This is a genomic window from Alicyclobacillus tolerans, from assembly GCF_900142255.1.
GTDB lineage: Bacteria > Bacillota > Bacilli > Alicyclobacillales > Alicyclobacillaceae > Alicyclobacillus_I > Alicyclobacillus_I tolerans.
The window spans coordinates 18024-33958 of sequence record NZ_FRAF01000014.1; the positions used below are offsets into that span (position 1 = coordinate 18024).

General features: G+C 44.7%; 14 protein-coding genes and 2 tRNA genes. 1 reads left to right on the forward strand and 15 read right to left on the reverse strand.

From position 1 onward, the window contains the following. Positions 1-45: 45 nt before the first annotated feature. The 9 genes from BUA75_RS09040 to BUA75_RS09080 form a co-directional block, all read right to left on the reverse strand. A tRNA-Val gene (locus tag BUA75_RS09040) sits at positions 46-120 on the reverse strand. Between the two features lie 145 nt (positions 121-265). Continuing rightward, a complete protein-coding gene (locus BUA75_RS09045; RefSeq protein WP_072874290.1) occupies positions 266-466 on the reverse strand; it encodes a cold-shock protein in 201 nt (66 codons plus the stop codon). A gap of 321 nt (positions 467-787) precedes the next feature. Further along, entirely contained in the window at positions 788-1180 is a 393-nt protein-coding gene (locus BUA75_RS09050; protein WP_072874291.1) for a hypothetical protein, read from the reverse strand. A gap of 120 nt (positions 1181-1300) precedes the next feature. Continuing rightward, positions 1301-1386, reverse strand: a tRNA-Leu gene (locus BUA75_RS09055). A gap of 226 nt (positions 1387-1612) precedes the next feature. Further along, positions 1613-2203, reverse strand: coding sequence for an acetate uptake transporter (locus BUA75_RS09060; protein WP_072874292.1), 591 nt, complete (start codon positions 2201-2203; stop codon positions 1613-1615). A gap of 148 nt (positions 2204-2351) precedes the next feature. Continuing rightward, complete coding sequence (gene acs / locus BUA75_RS09065; protein ID WP_072874293.1) at positions 2352-4298, reverse strand: acetate--CoA ligase; 1947 nt, start codon at positions 4296-4298, stop codon at positions 2352-2354. Between the two features lie 240 nt (positions 4299-4538). Further along, positions 4539-4841, reverse strand: a complete 303-nt coding sequence (locus BUA75_RS09070; protein ID WP_072874294.1) for a hypothetical protein — start codon at positions 4839-4841, stop codon at positions 4539-4541. A gap of 112 nt (positions 4842-4953) precedes the next feature. Continuing rightward, the gene (locus BUA75_RS09075; RefSeq protein ID WP_072874295.1) at positions 4954-7104 is read right to left on the reverse strand and encodes a HelD family protein; all 2151 of its coding nucleotides are present in this window, start codon (positions 7102-7104) and stop codon (positions 4954-4956) included. A gap of 36 nt (positions 7105-7140) precedes the next feature. Then, positions 7141-7353, reverse strand: coding sequence for a hypothetical protein (locus tag BUA75_RS09080; protein ID WP_072874296.1), 213 nt, complete (start codon positions 7351-7353; stop codon positions 7141-7143). A 59-nt stretch (positions 7354-7412) separates the two neighbouring features. On the opposite strand from BUA75_RS09080, the gene BUA75_RS09085 reads away from it, so the two are divergent. After that, entirely contained in the window at positions 7413-8354 is a 942-nt protein-coding gene (locus BUA75_RS09085) for a phosphotransferase (RefSeq protein WP_072874297.1), read from the forward strand. Here BUA75_RS09085 and hemZ read toward each other — a convergent pair. The 6 genes from hemZ to msrA form a co-directional block, all read right to left on the reverse strand. Further along, complete coding sequence (hemZ, locus tag BUA75_RS09090) at positions 8309-9880, reverse strand: coproporphyrinogen dehydrogenase HemZ (protein ID WP_072874298.1); 1572 nt, start codon at positions 9878-9880, stop codon at positions 8309-8311. The genes BUA75_RS09085 and hemZ overlap by 46 nt on opposite strands. A gap of 33 nt (positions 9881-9913) precedes the next feature. Further along, a complete protein-coding gene (gene metA / locus BUA75_RS09095; RefSeq protein WP_072874299.1) occupies positions 9914-10828 on the reverse strand; it encodes a homoserine O-acetyltransferase MetA in 915 nt (304 codons plus the stop codon). 31 nt (positions 10829-10859) lie between these two features. Then, entirely contained in the window at positions 10860-12326 is a 1467-nt protein-coding gene (locus BUA75_RS09100) for an amidase (protein ID WP_072874300.1), read from the reverse strand. 75 nt (positions 12327-12401) lie between these two features. Then, the gene (locus BUA75_RS09105) at positions 12402-13832 is read right to left on the reverse strand and encodes an amino acid permease (RefSeq protein ID WP_083574250.1); all 1431 of its coding nucleotides are present in this window, start codon (positions 13830-13832) and stop codon (positions 12402-12404) included. Positions 13833-13934: 102 nt separating this feature from the next. Then, a complete protein-coding gene (locus tag BUA75_RS09110) occupies positions 13935-15380 on the reverse strand; it encodes an MFS transporter (protein ID WP_072874301.1) in 1446 nt (481 codons plus the stop codon). After that, a complete protein-coding gene (msrA, locus tag BUA75_RS09115) occupies positions 15373-15915 on the reverse strand; it encodes a peptide-methionine (S)-S-oxide reductase MsrA (RefSeq protein WP_072874302.1) in 543 nt (180 codons plus the stop codon). Before msrA ends, BUA75_RS09110 begins: the two co-directional genes overlap by 8 nt. Positions 15916-15935 lie beyond the last annotated feature (20 nt).

The window sequence follows — 15935 nt, forward strand, 5'->3', positions numbered from 1 at the left end:
AGGAGGCGGTCTTTGCTGTGCGCTTTATTGCTTTAACTCTTTCAATGGTGCGGCTGACAGGAATCGAACCTGTGACCCCCACCGTGTCAAGGTGGTGCTCTCCCTCTGAGCTACAGCCGCATGCTTTGAGTCAACGGGAACTACTATAACGCAAAACACGCTCCTATGTCAACTCATAAAGAAAATGGATGACTTTTTGTCATCTTCTATTGGCAAAATAAAAACCGACGAACAAATGCTCGCCGGCCACAGTCCGAAAAAGGAATTAAAATTTCACAACGTTTGCTGCTTGAGGACCTTTGGGACCTTCAACGATTTCAAAGGAAACATGCTGACCCTCTTCCAAGCTCTTAAAACCGTTGCCTTGGATGGCGCTGTAATGAACAAATACGTCATTGCCACCTTCCACTGCAATAAAACCATAACCTTTTTCAGCATTGAACCACTTTACGGTACCTTCGTGCATGAAAAAAACCTCCTAGAGCACTAAAACGTGCACATTCATAAGACCAGCAAACACCGCAAAGGAGTATCCTGAGACTTACACAAGCAGCAACGAATAATTTCGCTGTGGCCTTGATGTAAAAAAACCGATTTCCGGGACAACGGACACCCAGAATCGGCTATCGGTCGTACGGGAACTCTAAAGGATTGTTTGCATAGTTCATTATCATCATAACTCATTTTCTCTAAAAGTAAACCCCATATGCATAAATTTTTCGAGAAATAGCACAAACCAATGGAGCCGACCAAAGCCGGCTCCATGCGAAAAGATGGGAGATGGAATCTATTCTTTAGGGTCGTTTTCTATTGGACGCGCCAATCCATCTGAAGCCGCTTGTGGAGGATACTCCGCTTCATTGATTGCAACCGAACCAAACTGATTCTGTTCCGAATGAGTTGCGTCAGTCTGTGTAGTAACTTCATTCGCAGATATAGATTGGATTGCACTCTTTGCACTCGATTGGATATTGGCACCCTGGTACTGGTGAGCCAGCAGCAAAGACAAAATGCTAAACAATGCGGCAAAACCATTGGCAATTTGGTTCACTTCAGTCGATGTGATGATATGGATACCAAAAGCGTCAAGAATCAACTTTAGGCCAGCCAATATACCTACAACCAATGTATACAAACGACGTGATTTCAAAATAGATACAAGTTTTGAACTTCCACTCACGTCAAAAACCTCCTTGACATTTCATCTATTGGGGAAATCCCGTTAGACATACTATGTCGAAAGAGGTTTTCTGTGAGGGACAAAATCCACTTCTGGAAATCATAAAACAAAAATACTCAATGGTGCCGAAGGCGGGACTCGAACCCGCACGCCCTCACGGACAAGCGATTTTAAGTCGCTAGCGTCTGCCATTCCGCCACTCCGGCAAGCAACCATAACGATAACATGGATGGACAAAAAAAGTCAACCAAAAACGAGAAAAACGATAATATTTTCTGAACATCACTACTTAACCCACATTTTATTCCTGAAAAATCCGATTAAAAATAGCCTACTACCTGATGCATATTCTCCTCACAGAACAGTCGCATCAGGTAGTAAGAACTAACAGTAACCAGATATCATCCCATTTTTATGAATTCGAAACGCAGCTTAATGCGCAGTTGTAACGAGGGTTGCAGAGTCTTGCTGAGACTTGGCCAAGGGTTTACCTAACGGTAGTACCGTTCGACCGGCAGTTGCATTAATAACAGTAGCAAAAGATGTATAAAGAGCAAGAATGCCACAAAGCAATCCAACATATCCACCCGCTGTTGAAGACATGAGATGGAATCCATTCAGCGCCAGTAAAAAGAAGGCAATCCATAGACAAAGAAACACAAAGAACAAAGCCCGGCTAAGATAGAAAGTCCCAAACCATAGGAAGAGTGTCAAGATGCCAAAAAAGAGTAGGTAAACACCCAAGCCTGCTGTTGTCCCAGATTTAACAATAAAGTAAAAAGAAATCCAGAAAGCACCATATGAAGAGAAGGCAGTAGCACCAAACGTGTTGCCTTTACGAAATTCCCACATTCCTGCCAATAATTGAGCACCACCACCATAAGCAAGCGCCAATCCAAGAACGACTCCAATTGCACTTGAACTAACAATGCCCGCATTAATTAAAGAAAGAATGCAAGTTGTAATTCCGAACCCGGCAAGACCAAGCGGCCCTGGATCAGCAATTTTAATTTGTTCTGACATGTTTCATCCGCCTCTCTTTTTCTAGAAATCCCCCATTGGAAACAGACGACTACCGAGATCAACAGGAAAACCGCTCTAGAGAAACCGCAGCGCCAAGTCATCCCCCCTTTCTGTAAAGAAGAAACGTTCAGCCAAATCCTGATAAAATTTAGTCTGACTCTTTATATCGAGATTTCAATTCATCAACCACAGACGGATCGGCCAATGTTGTCGTGTCACCCAAGACTCGACCCTCTGCAATATCCCTTAACAATCGGCGCATAATTTTAGCACTGCGCGTTTTAGGAAGTTCTGCTGTGAAAATAATTTCTTCCGGTCGGGCCATAGCGCCAATTTTCTCAACCACGTGCTGTTTCAACTCAGCCACCAAGTCTTCGCTTGATTCCACTCCCTCACGCAATGTTACGAAAGCAGTGATAGCCTGCCCCTTGATTTCATGCGATCGACCAATCACAGCCGCTTCTGCTACAGAAGGATGGGAAACCATTGCGCTTTCTACCTCTGCTGTACCAATGCGATGACCGGATACATTGATGACATCGTCAATCCTACCTAAAATCCATATATAACCATCTTTATCTTTGTGAGCTCCATCTCCTGGTAAATAAACACCCTCAAACTTACCGAAATACGTGTTGCGGAATCGCTCATCATCACCCCAAACTGTCCTTAACATGGATGGCCACGGTTTGCGGATAACCAAATAACCGCCATTTCCTGGTTCCACCGGTTGCCCTTCTTCATCTACCACATCGGCAAAAATACCTGGTAACGGTTTGGTGGCCGAACCCGGTTTTGTCGCAACCAAACCTGGTAAAGGAGCAATCATGGCACATCCGGTCTCCGTTTGCCACCAAGTATCCACAATTGGACATCGACCTTGACCAATATGCTCGTGGTACCACATCCAAGCTTCAGGATTGATGGGTTCACCAACAGAGCCAAGCAAACGCAAACTGGAAAGATCGTGTTGCTTGACGTATTCCGGACCCCATTTCATAAACATGCGAATCGAGGTGGGGGCAGTATAAAGAATCGTAGCTCCGTATTTTTCACAAATATCCCAAAAGCGATCTCTTCCTGGATAATCTGGAGAACCTTCATACATCACCACAGTGGACCCGGCAGACAGTGGCCCATAAACAATATAAGTGTGGCCTGTAACCCAACCGATGTCTGCCGTACAGAAAAACACGTCGTCATCTTTCAAATCAAATACACTGCGCAAAGAGGTATTCGCACCAACCAAGTAACCGCCAGTGGTATGAACAATCCCTTTCGGTTTTCCAGTTGTTCCAGAAGTATAAAGCAGGTAGAGAATATCCTCAGCATCCATCGGTTCAGCAGCTAACGGTTCACGAGAAACTTTAGCAGCCAACTCTGCCCAATAAATATCACGATTCTCTTTCATTTCAATGCCAGCGTCTTTACCAAAACGCTCAACAACTAACACTTTTTCAATCGGCGTATCCACAACAGCTTCATCCGCATTTGCTTTGAGAGGAATCGGTTTACCGCGGCGATATCCTGCATCAGCTGTAATGAGTACCTTTGAATCCGCATCCAGAATGCGTTCTCGAAGCGCCTTAGCTGAAAATCCGCCAAATACGACAGAATGGACAGCGCCGATTTTAGCGCATGCTAACAGAGATATAGGAAGCTCTGGTATCATCGGCAAATAAATAGTGACGCGATCGCCCTTTTTCACACCAAGAGATTGCAACATCCGCGCAGCCACATCTACTTCCTTCTGCAACATTCCATAAGTTATTGCGCGGCTGTCTCCAGGTTCACCTTCCCAAAAGATGGCTACTTTATTTTTCTTTCCTTTCCTTACATGCCTGTCAACACAGTTGTATGCTGCATTTAACTTACCGTTTACAAACCATTTGGCATGCGGAGGATCCCATTCGCAAACGCTTTCATAAGGTTCAAACCAATCTAAATAAGTTGCCTGTTCAGCCCAGTATTCTTCCGGGTTTTCACTGGCTCGATCATAGATGGATGGATCAGAAAAATTGGCCTGTTGACGAAATGACTGGGATGGTTCAAACAATCTTTGTTCCTGTAAAAGTGTATCGAGATGATTAGACATAACAGGGCTCCTTTCTCCACTCTTTTTTCGGCCAGTGAGAATAGCCGAATCACTAAAAGGAAGTATCTAACTTACTTCTTACTCCTATATATATCATATATATGCGTAAACGTCTATCAAAATAATATGACGATTGAGTTAATTCCCGCCTGCTATTTCTCTAATCCATCATCTATAAGTAGGATGAAATGAAAATATCCTCGGGCTTTAAAGCACCGAGGATAAAATGAGAAAAATTTTTTACCAACCCCATCCCCAGGGACCAGAAGCTGCTGCAAGTCCCGCCAAGGCTCCAAACCCAAAAAACATGGCAGGAAAGAAAATTTCCTCTAACTGCATATCTTGCGGTTCATGAAGTGCATTCTGGCCCTGCAACTCATTGGACTGAGCGGAAGCAAGCCGTCCACCGGGGCGATGGGGCAAAAGATAGATGCCTTTCGTGGTGACAGAGTGCAATACTCCATGATAAACCGTTCCATTCAAGTGATGCACATACACCGATTGGCCACGCAGGCGAATGGCGTGATGATACAACGGATGCATTGATTTAACCTCCCCTAAGCACATATTGGGACTACAATGTAGACTATGTGCTCAGGAGAGAAGCGGAAGGGGCAGATGCGGATTGGACAATTTACACAGAAGCTGATTTTTCTCAGTCAAGGCTATGGAGAGCCTGGGACAAAAGAGGTGAAGGTTCGCGTTCTGAATACAATACAGCGAGTCGATGCAATGCTCTCGTACTGGCCACATAGAGAAGTTTAGCATACGATTCATTGCCTGGATAAAAGTGTTGACTCACATCAGTCAAAAGAACAGCATCAAATTCCAAGCCCTTTGCAAGATAGGCCGGCATAACCGACAGTCCTCCGCTAAATTCCCGCTGATCCCATGTAACCTGAGTGGCCTTGTATCCAGTCGACTGCAACAAATCTGCATAGTGTTGAGCCAGTTCTTCATTAGGACAAAGCACAGCAATGGAGTGCATTCTCCCTTCACTTTGCCAACTATCTATGCACTTTAGCAACTCTTTTTGCTGAGCTGTTTGATCAGTGTAATGCAACAAATTCACAGCCTCTCCTGATCGATATACGGGGACAGGAAGCGGCAAATGTGGATAGGCAGCAATTGCAGATTTAGCAAACTCGACAATTTCTTGTGTCGATCGATAACTGACTTGTAATTGGAAATTTTGAACACTCTCTTCAGAAAACAAGCCAGACAGTTCTTCCCAATTTTGAACCCCGCTATAGGAATAAATACTTTGAGCGAGATCGCCCAAAATGGTAAACGAATCTGTTTGGCAATAAAAACGCAGGATTGCTAATTGTAAAGGTGAAAAATCCTGAGCTTCATCAATGACCACATGCTGTAATTTTGCATCCGGTTGAACACCATAGAGCACAAGGCGCAGATAGAGTAAACTGGCTAAGTCTTCCGGCCAAATATAAATGCGCTCACCGCGTTTTCGTTTTACCTGCGACAGAGACTGCTGCCAAGCCTCTGGCATCAGATTTTGATACATTGTCCACTCGTCCAACGCAGGCCATAATTTCAAGTAACTCTGGTACGCTGTGTTTGCTGCCTTTTTCAATTTTTTCTGTCGATCTTCTGCTTGAACTCGTTTATACTCCATATCCATCCAACGTTTGACACGCGCCTGTACACGCATCACTCGAACGGCTAACGCATAGTGTCGGTAATCCTCTGTAAACCATTTGCGGATCCAATGAGCCTCAAGCTGTACTCCAGGCCAAGGTGTAAAAGTGACGTCAGGGACAGACATTTGTTCTGCTTCAGAGACAGCTTGTTGCAAGCGTTTCAGCCAGGCCAACCGTCCTTTGGCGTAAATGGTGGCGAACTCGCGACTTGCACTATCCATCCCTGTTTCAAACCATCTTTGAACACGCTGACCCTCAGGTATCAATTTAAATCGATAATCCAATTCACGTAAAGCGAATTCACTGAAAGTTGTTTGCAAAACACCACCTACACCAAGCTCCGGCAAAACTTCTGAAATATATTCCATAAACATTGGATGAGGTGCAAAAATGGCCATTTTTTCTGCCTTCAACTGCTCACTATGCTGATAGAGCAAGTACGCCAGACGGTGCAAGGCGACTGTGGTTTTGCCCGATCCGGCTACACCTTGAATAAAGATGGCGCGATTTTTCTCAGCGCGAATAATGGTGTCCTGTTCTGCCTGAATCGTGGCGACAATGTCTCGCAAACGATTATCTTTTCCTTCTTGTAAACGGTAGAGTAAAAACTCATCTGTTACTTGTCCATTTTGTTCTCCACGAACAAACGAATCCACTACTCTTTCCAATTGACCGCGACGAATGGCAAGATTCCGTTTTCTCCAAACTGTTCCACTGATTTCACCATCAGGAGCTTGATAGGTGGCTCTGTCTTGCCCAGCATGAGCATAAAAAATACTGGCGGCTGGAGCACGCCAATCCAGGACTCTTATCGTTCCGTCTGTATCATCCTGGAGACCACGCTTGCCGATATACCATATTTCCGGCTCGACTTGACCATCGGTTTGAAAATCCAACCTACCGAAGTAAGGTTCCTGAGTGCTTCTGCGCAATGCATCGATTCTCTCATCACGCAAACGATCAACCGCCTGCGCAGCGACTTCATCAGCAGTTTGTGGCTCACGTTCATCATTGGGAAATTCTCTCGGAATGTTTTCTAATCTTTTCAAAGACTGATCGATCCACGCTAATGTTTCCTTCAACTTGCTTGCTTCTTCTTGAATTAACTGATCTGTAGCGGACGTAGTGGCTGACTCAGTCTCCACCGGTTTCCCCTCCTGAATCCAAAATAGAAATGAAAGTCATGGACGACGTTGATGTTGACGGCGCTCCCATCTGTCAAGCCATTTTTTTGACCATTCTGCCATTCCTAAAACCATGGCCAACCGGCCAAGTACGCTAAGAATCGGCTGAAGAGTAAAATAGACAGAAAGTGCTAAAAAGGATAGGATAGCCAGACAGATAAAAATGAGCACTGCCAGCACAACAAGGATGATAAGCAGAACATGTGTCACTGTATCACCTGATTCTTTATCATTTTTAAGCAATGTGGCCTGCGGAAAAGAGGGATAGGATGAAAAAACAGTTGCTGTGGTTCACGAAGCAATTGGAAGCAGAGAACAGGATATTGCTGCAAGCCACACCCATCTCAATGGCAACGACAGCAAACGTCTATCATCTTACTTTAAAGTCAGATCGAGAAATTTTAGAGGCATTTGTAAAGTGCCCTCCGGAGACTGAGAACGAATGGATGGTTTGTAAATATATTTATCCTTTCATTCCAGAATTCACCCCCCAATTACTGGGTATCTATGAAGAAGGAAAGCACCGTGCTATTTTGCTTTTAGATGAAAGCGTTCCAGAAAAATCATCAAACAAACATACAACAGACTTGAATCTATATCATAACACAAACGATGAGTGGATAACAGATGCTCTTCCATTAGTGCTGCGTATGCACCTTGAATGCAGTTCATACACTGAACATTGGCTTCAGGCAGGCTGGACATCCATTCTTCAACCTTACAAACTTGAACCATGGAGAACCCGTGGTTTGACTGCACTTGAAGAAGCGTACCAAACTGGTCAATCCCCTATAGAAATAGAATGGTTGAATCAACCTCGTCTCTGGTCGTACATTAATGAAACTTATCAGGGGCGGACAACTTGGACACATGGAGATCTTCACCGTGGAAACTGGGTACATAGCAGGCGGGGATGGTTGTTGATTGACTGGGCATATGCGTATGTCAGCACGCCATATCGGGATATGGCCATGTTACTTTCGGAAGCTGCCAACCTTCATGCAGCCTGCTCTCTGTGGTCTAACTATGTTACGAATATGAAAGAAGCAGGCTGGAAGCTAGAAGAAAAGTTCTTTCTGCTTAGTTTGGTCGATCACGTTGTGATGATGATAGGCTTTTTACACCTTACAGAAAACGATCCAGCAAAAAATGAAAAAATGCAGCATTACATGTCATTGTTAATGGAACTAGAAAAAGCGGCCGCTGAATGATGCGTGTTCTTGTCCCATATTTTTCGAAACTGAGTCAGCTTGCGGGCAATGACTTCATCTATGGTCTGCACATAAGTATGGGGATCGCGTGGATTAGCAAACCGTCCTGTTACTTTGCCATCCGATGGCCGAACCCATTTGCTTACAGCTCCTCCACCAATGCCAAGAATGGTTTGTTTCTCCTCCATAATCAACACATTATAAGGACTCTCTTTACCTGCACGTGCCATTCCTACATTTTCAATATGTCCAAGGATATCTCGTTGTCGATAAAGATAGTACGGATAATAAGCGGCTTGACGCAAACTGTGCATGGCTTCATTCATCATCTCTTGAACCACAGAATCTGTTGGAATGGAGTATTTTTCTTTTTCTTCACGTACTGCTGCACTTCTTTTAAAAGCGAGCGCATGCACCGTTATGGCTTCAGGTTGGAGAGCGAGTGTTCGTTCGAGCGTATATTGAACATCGGCCAATGTTTCACTCGGCAGACCCAGTATGAGATCCATATTAATATTGTCAAAACCTGCTTCTCTTGCCGCGTAAAAACGATGGTCAACCATGTGTGGTGTATGACCCCGTTGAATCAAGCGAAGTGTCTGCTCCCTATATGTCTGAGGATTGATGCTAATACGGTTGACACCATATTGACGCAAAACTCGCAGTCTATCCGGCGTTATTGTATCAGGACGACCCGCTTCGACTGTGAATTCCCTCCATTGACCATAGCCAGGAATCCATCGGCGAATCGAATCCAGCAATTTTTCTAATTCCAAAGCGCGAAGACTTGTCGGTGTACCCCCGCCAAGATAGACTGTTGTAACAGGAATGCGGTATTCTTTCAGCAAATTGGCAATAGCCTTCAATTCTTTTTGCATAGCAGCAAGAAAATCGTTTACGTAATACGCTTTGTCAGCCATTGAGTAAGCTGGAAATGTACAGTAAGCGCAATGTGTTGGACAAAATGGAATCCCAATATAAAGACTGACTTCACCTGATAAACGATATAAATCTGGAACAACTGCTAATTCCCGCTGAGCAACTTCTACAGCGAGTTGAGCTCGAGATGATGAAACGCCATAATCATCTTGTAATTGATTGACAATCCGTTGTGTATCCCACTCTTGCTGCAACAATTGATGGACTATTTTGATAGGTCGAATGCCTTCTAAAATGCCCCACGGCAATGAATGTTGCAATCCTTCTTCGAGCAGCCGATAGACCAACAATAGATACGCTCTCTTTATCTTCTTTTCTTTATCTTTCGTTTGCAAATGAGCAGGCAATGAACATCGAATTTCTTTTTGAATCTTATTTTCTGCGCCGAATAAACTTCCTTGTATATGAATCAACTGATTTTCCATTTGAGAAGAAAGGGATAGCAACCAATCCCCTTCTATGAACCGTTCCTCTATAGAATGTCGGAGAGTACAGAGCTGTATTTCAGCCAGAGGAAGAAAGCGATGAATGCATCGCTCTAACAGCTCTTGACCAATATCTTCCTGCCTAGCAAGCCAAACTTTCAAAACGGTATCCCCCTTCTCACCTTATGCTCACTTTTAGTGCAAACTGGATAAATCGTAAGGGGTTTGCTGATAAACGTAATAATTGAGCCAGTTAGAGAAAAGTAAATATGCGTGTGAACGCCAGTTGTGCAGAGGCGTTTGTGAAGGATCGTCATTCGGAAAATAATTTTTAGGCAATGGCACTTGCAATTGACGCTCAATATCACGATGATATTCTTCCGCTAGTGTCTCCCGATCATATTCCGAGTGGCCGGTGACAAAAATTTGTTGTCCATCTTCCGTAGCTACAATGTAAACGCCTGCTTCTTTAGATTTTGAAATCAACTGTAATTCTGGACAAGCTAAAACATCTTTTTCATCCACAGTAGAATGGCGTGAATGGGGCGCTAAAAATCCTTCGTCAAATCCTCTGACAAGAGGAATATCCAGACAAATTTCATGAGTAAATACACCAAACATTTTTTCTGCAAGCGGACGCTTGGCAATACCATAATGATGATATAACCCTGCTTGCGCACCCCAGCAGATATGAATGGTGGATGTAACGTGCTGACGGGACCAATCCAAAATGCGAGTCAATTCCGGCCAATAGGCAACTTCTTCAAACGGCAAATGTTCTATTGGCGCTCCCGTGACTATCATGCCATCGAAATTTTGTCTCTCAATATCGCGAAAAGTCGTATAGAACGCTTGCAAGTGTTCAGTTGACGTATTCTTTGCTTGATGCGTCTCCATTCTAAGCAGAGTGATTTCCACCTGCAAAGGTGTATTGCCGAGCAAACGCAGAAGTTGCGTCTCAGCAGTCTCTTTAATAGGCATAAGATTGAGAATCAAAATTTTTAACGGTCTGATATCTTGATGGAAGGCCCGTTGCTCGTCCATCACAAATACATGCTCTTGTTCCAGAACACGTTTAGCCGGTAAGCCTTCAGGCAATTTGATGGGCATGAACGCACCTTCCTTTCCAAATCAAAGTTTTTCAATTCTCTGAGCGATACGAAAGCTTTGGTGCTTGTCGATGCAGCGTTGCTTGTTCATAAGCATAGGCAAGCTGCAATAGGCGCGCCTCAGAAAACGCACAACCTGTAAAGGTCAAACCCCAAGGCATCCCTTCATCATCATAGCCAGCCGGAACTGTGACAGAAGGATACCCCGCTTTAGCGGCAATCGACGATGCAAAATATCCAGGCGAGACTAGAGCATCCAGAGAATGTTCTGCCATCAGGCGATCGAGATTTTGTTGTCTTGACCAATGTAAATCGCGTCTACGCGCGTTTAAATACTCCGCATCTGTGAGCGTACCGCTTGTAGCTTCGGCACGCAATAACATCTGTTGACCAAATTTTAAAAGACGCTCTGGATCTTTTTCATTAAATCGAATGACATCTTGAAGAGAACGGATAGACACATGATGGGGCAACTCTTTCAAATAGGCGTTCAACGCTGACTTAAATTCATAAATCAGTACTTCGTAGCCCGCATCTCCCTCTTCCGGATCTATCAACTCCAAATCTTCTATGACAATGGCGCCTTGTTTACGCAATACGTCAAACGCCGCCTGCATAAGTTGATTTTGAGAATCGTTCAATTGACTGAAAAACTGCTTGACAACACCAATCCTTGCTCTATTCAAGCCCTCAGGTGTAAGACCTGCCGTGTAATCATCCAATATTTGACCTTGAGAGGTCAACGTAGCAGCATCATCGGGATCGACACCTGCGATAACATTCAGCAATAGCGCAGCGTCTCGTACAGTGCGTGTCATTGGTCCCGCAGTATCTTGACTGTATGCAATCGGAATAATGCCTCGCCGACTGACCAACCCCACAGTGGGTTTGATACCTACCAAACTGTTTTGGCTGGAAGGACTTAAAATAGAACCGGAAGTTTCTGTACCAATTGCCGCTGTAGCAAAATCCGCAGCAATGGCTGATCCCGATCCGGCACTCGACCCACCCACATCGAGGCGTCCGGGTCCATAAGGATTGAGCGTCTGGCCCCCTCGCGAACTATAACCATTCGGCATATGATCTGCCATAAAATTAGCCCATTCTGTCAAATTGGTTTTGCCGAGCAGAATTGCTCCTGCAGCACGCAATTTGCGAACCAAAAATGCATCATATCCTGCATACGATTTTGCTAATGCCATACTTCCCGCACTGGTATGCATGGCATCAGCCGTATTGATATTGTCTTTAATAAGTACAGGGATGCCGTGTAATGGCCCGCGTAGCCCCGTCCTGTGACGCTCCCTGTCCATCGCCTCGGCAAGAAATAAAGCGTCCGGATTGATTTCAATGACTGCAGCCAATGACGCTCCTTGTTGATTGTTCTCAGCGATTTTCCGCATATATTCAAGGGTTAACTCAACAGCGCTGAATTCTCCCTTTTGCATTGACTGTTGTAATTCTTCAATGGATTGTTGATCCATGGAAACTTGACTCATCATTGTCCCTCCTAAGTTCATCCGCAAACTGTTTTACTATCGCGAATGTTCTGTAGGGATTACGCCATCTATGACCTAGCTTCCTGCACTCTTTTGAATCTTTTTGCGAACAAACCAATAAGCGATGGTAAGCAATAGATAAATAGCAGCAAACGCATAAAATGCGATCCGCTGTGATGGCTGAAACAAAGCGTAAATCGTCAATGCCACAATGAGAGCGAGACATACATAGGACGAGACAGGCGCACCGAAGGCTAGCTTGGAAACTTGAAAGGATTGGCTGGCAGAGCGTAAACGAGAGCGCCAACTGATAAAAGTGAGCAACATAACAAACCAATAGAAAAAAGTCATGAAACTGGACGCACTGATTAAAAACTGATACACATTAGACGGCAGAGCATAAGCAAGAATCAGCGAAAGCGCAATTCCAATCGCTGTAGCGAGTAGAGCCCCATATTGAACTCCGCGTTGATTTTGAATCTTAACAAAACGCGGCGCTTCATTTGTCTCGCCAAGACTGTACAAAATCTGCATGGAAGAAAAAACGGCGCCTGCCATGACGCTAAATGAGGCGATTAGAATGGCAGCATTGAAAATGTCAGCTAGCCAAATTGTACCGTGGCGCTGCAAAGTCAACACAAATGGACTAATCGATGTATTGACACTTTGTGTCGGTTCAAACCAAATAACAAAACCCACGGCCATAATGTAAAGTACCGTCAGGATGAGAATAGTAAGAATTGCAGATAACTCGACATCCCGACCACGCGGTGTTTTGACAGCTGCAGTAGCAAAGACACCTATCCCCGCATAAGCAAAGACGACAATCAACATGGACTGCATAAGTCCCGTAAAACCGTGTGTAAAGAAAGTCTCCGATGAAGAAAGGAAAGCTGCTGGATGCGGCATCCCTGTTAATAAACCGCTGATTAAAAGAACAGCAAAAAGAATAAAACCGACCAAAGCCGCAATCTTTACAACAGACATAAAAGACTCAACGCGATCGAAATTCCTTACACCAAACGCATTAATGATAAGAATAATAATGGAATATATGGAGGCAGTCAGCCACTCTGCAATATGGGGTAGCCATATATGGGTAAATACAGCCATAGCTACAGCTTCACTGGCAATCGTCAATACACTCGTCAAGTAATAAATCCATCCCTGCAAATAGCCAGCGTAGGAACCAAGATAACGATCGGCATAAACTTTGAATGAGCCTTCTTCAGGCTCCTTGACAGCAATCGAAGTAAGAGCGCCTGTCACTTGAGCGGTAAGAATTCCACCAATAAGAAATGCAATCAAAACAGATGGTCCTGCTAAACGAATGGGTACGCCGCAGCCAAGAAAAAAACCTGCGCCAATAATACCCCCGATACCAATCAGCGTCAGCATAGGGACACCAGGTGCTTTTTCCGGTTTTACATCATGATGATGGTGCAGGGATGGTGTATTTGAAATAATTGGACGCCAACTTGCCCTTTTGCCTCCGCTGCTCTGCATAGCGATTCCTCCCTCGCTGTCAGGGCAAAGAGAAAACACTGTTTATCCCTTTGAACCTGCTTGACATCAGAAGGTAGTATGCAGCATGCTTCACCACTTCATTCAGCGAGCCTCAGCAGAGGAAAGTTTTTGGTTGCGAGCGCCCGCTCTGGTGATGGAAAAGAGCGCTCCTAGCACGCATACTGCACTAGCCGACCAAAAGACAGTGTGCAATGCGGCAAGGAAATCCATCGGCTGGCTAATTTGCGCACCAACAGGCACGATTTTCCCAGTCATTTGGTGTAGTCGCCAACTGAGCAGTGAAACAGAAAGCGTGATGCCAAGAATCATACCAATATTGCGGACCAGTGCGTTCAGTCCACCTGCCGTTCCTAAACGTTCTCTCGGAACAGCTCCCATGACGCTTGAATTATTGGGAGATTGGAACATCCCTTGACCCAAGCCGAACATTGCTAACAAGAGAGCGACTGATATGGCTCGTTCATACAAGCCAAGCGTATTCAACAAGGCAAAACCCAACGCATTGACACAAAGTCCTCCTGTGGTTAAAAAGAGTGGGCCGATCCGGTCAGAAAGCCAACCAGAAAATGGCGCGACCAAAGCCATCGTCAACGGATACGCTGCCATAGTGTAGCCTGTTACACGCGTATCCAAATGAAGCACACCTTCCAGATAAAAAGGCATTAACACATTTGTACAAAACAAAGAGACAAAGGAAAGTAACGCAGCAATACTTCCTGCCCGAAACGCATTGATTTTATAGAGTCGCAAATCGACAACTGGCTGGCTAGCACGCAATTGCCGCCATACAAATAGCACCCAGGCCACAATAGATATAAAAAATCCAAGCAGCGTCAACTCACTACCCCAGCCCCATGTGTCAGCATTGGAGACCGTGTAAAGCAGTGAAATAATTGCAATCATAAAGAGCATAGAACCTGCCCAATCAAAATAGTTCGTTTCCAGTTGACGTTTGGTTTGTCTGCGAAATGTCTGTGTCCCCACGAGAAAACCAAGGACTCCAATGGGTACATTAATCCAAAAAATAGAAGACCATCCAAAAGCATCAATTAAAATACCACCAAGAGCTGGACCGGTCAATGAACCAACAGAAACCATAGCCCCTGTCACCCCCAGCGCTCTTCCCCGCTCACTGCCTGGAAAAGTAGCGGAGACAATCGCTTGGCTGTTAGCCATGAGAAGCGAAGCTCCAAAGGCCTGAAGTATGCGTGACAATATGAGCCAAACATAGGAGCCAGATAACGCACAAAGAGCTGAACCCATGGCAAACACTAGAAAACCGAAATTGTACAGTCTGCCTCGGCCAAACATATCTGCCAATTTGCCAACAATGGGCAACCATGCGCAAATCGTCAACAGATACGCTGTGACAACCCACTGAATCTCCTGCAAGTGCACATGCAAAGCATGTGACATGGTAGGCAAAGCTACATTGGCTATACTCCCATCAAGAGTTGCCATAAATGTTCCTACACACACATTTGCTAGAATAAACCATTTATTTTTCCATATCGATGTTTCATTCAACTGACTTTGAACCTCCCCAATGGCGTTCTGTAAAATCTGCGCGTCCAGAAGCTCGGTGGTACCGCTCATAATGCAAAGGTTGTTTCTGATAATAGTTCTGATGGTAATCCTCAGCTAAATAAAATGGCTTAGCCGGAAGTATAGGAGTAACAATAGGTTTGTCAAAGCGACCACTTGCAGCCAATTCGTTTTTGGACTGTATCGCTTCCTGACGTTGCTCTTCTGTGAAATAGAAAATCGCCGTCTGATAGGAAGAACCGCGATCGTAAAACTGCCCCCCCGCATCAGTAGGATCAATTTGTCTCCAAAAAATATTCAGCAATTCTTGATAAGATATTTTTTCCGGGTCATACGTGATACGGACAGCTTCCACATGTCCTGTCATTTCACTACAAACTTGTTCATAAGTGGGATTGGGTACGTCACCACCCGTGTACCCTGATTCAACTCGCAGTACCCCTGGCCATGTATCAAACGGCTTTACCATACACCAGAAACATCCACCCGCAAAAATAGCGATTTCTTGTCGATTCATTTGGATGACCTCCCCATCAA

Coding starts and splice junctions, on each gene's coding strand:
- BUA75_RS09045 (WP_072874290.1), bottom strand. CDS start 466: ATGCACGAAGGTACCGTAAAGTGGTTCAATGCTGAAAAAGGTTATGGT.
- BUA75_RS09060 (WP_072874292.1), bottom strand. CDS start 2,203: ATGTCAGAACAAATTAAAATTGCTGATCCAGGGCCGCTTGGTCTTGCC.
- acs (WP_072874293.1), bottom strand. CDS start 4,298: ATGTCTAATCATCTCGATACACTTTTACAGGAACAAAGATTGTTTGAA.
- BUA75_RS09070 (WP_072874294.1), bottom strand. CDS start 4,841: ATGCATCCGTTGTATCATCACGCCATTCGCCTGCGTGGCCAATCGGTG.
- BUA75_RS09085 (WP_072874297.1), top strand. CDS start 7,413: ATGAAAAAACAGTTGCTGTGGTTCACGAAGCAATTGGAAGCAGAGAAC.
- metA (WP_072874299.1), bottom strand. CDS start 10,828: ATGCCCATCAAATTGCCTGAAGGCTTACCGGCTAAACGTGTTCTGGAA.
- BUA75_RS09100 (WP_072874300.1), bottom strand. CDS start 12,326: ATGAGTCAAGTTTCCATGGATCAACAATCCATTGAAGAATTACAACAG.
- BUA75_RS09105 (WP_083574250.1), bottom strand. CDS start 13,832: ATGCAGAGCAGCGGAGGCAAAAGGGCAAGTTGGCGTCCAATTATTTCA.
- msrA (WP_072874302.1), bottom strand. CDS start 15,915: ATGAATCGACAAGAAATCGCTATTTTTGCGGGTGGATGTTTCTGGTGT.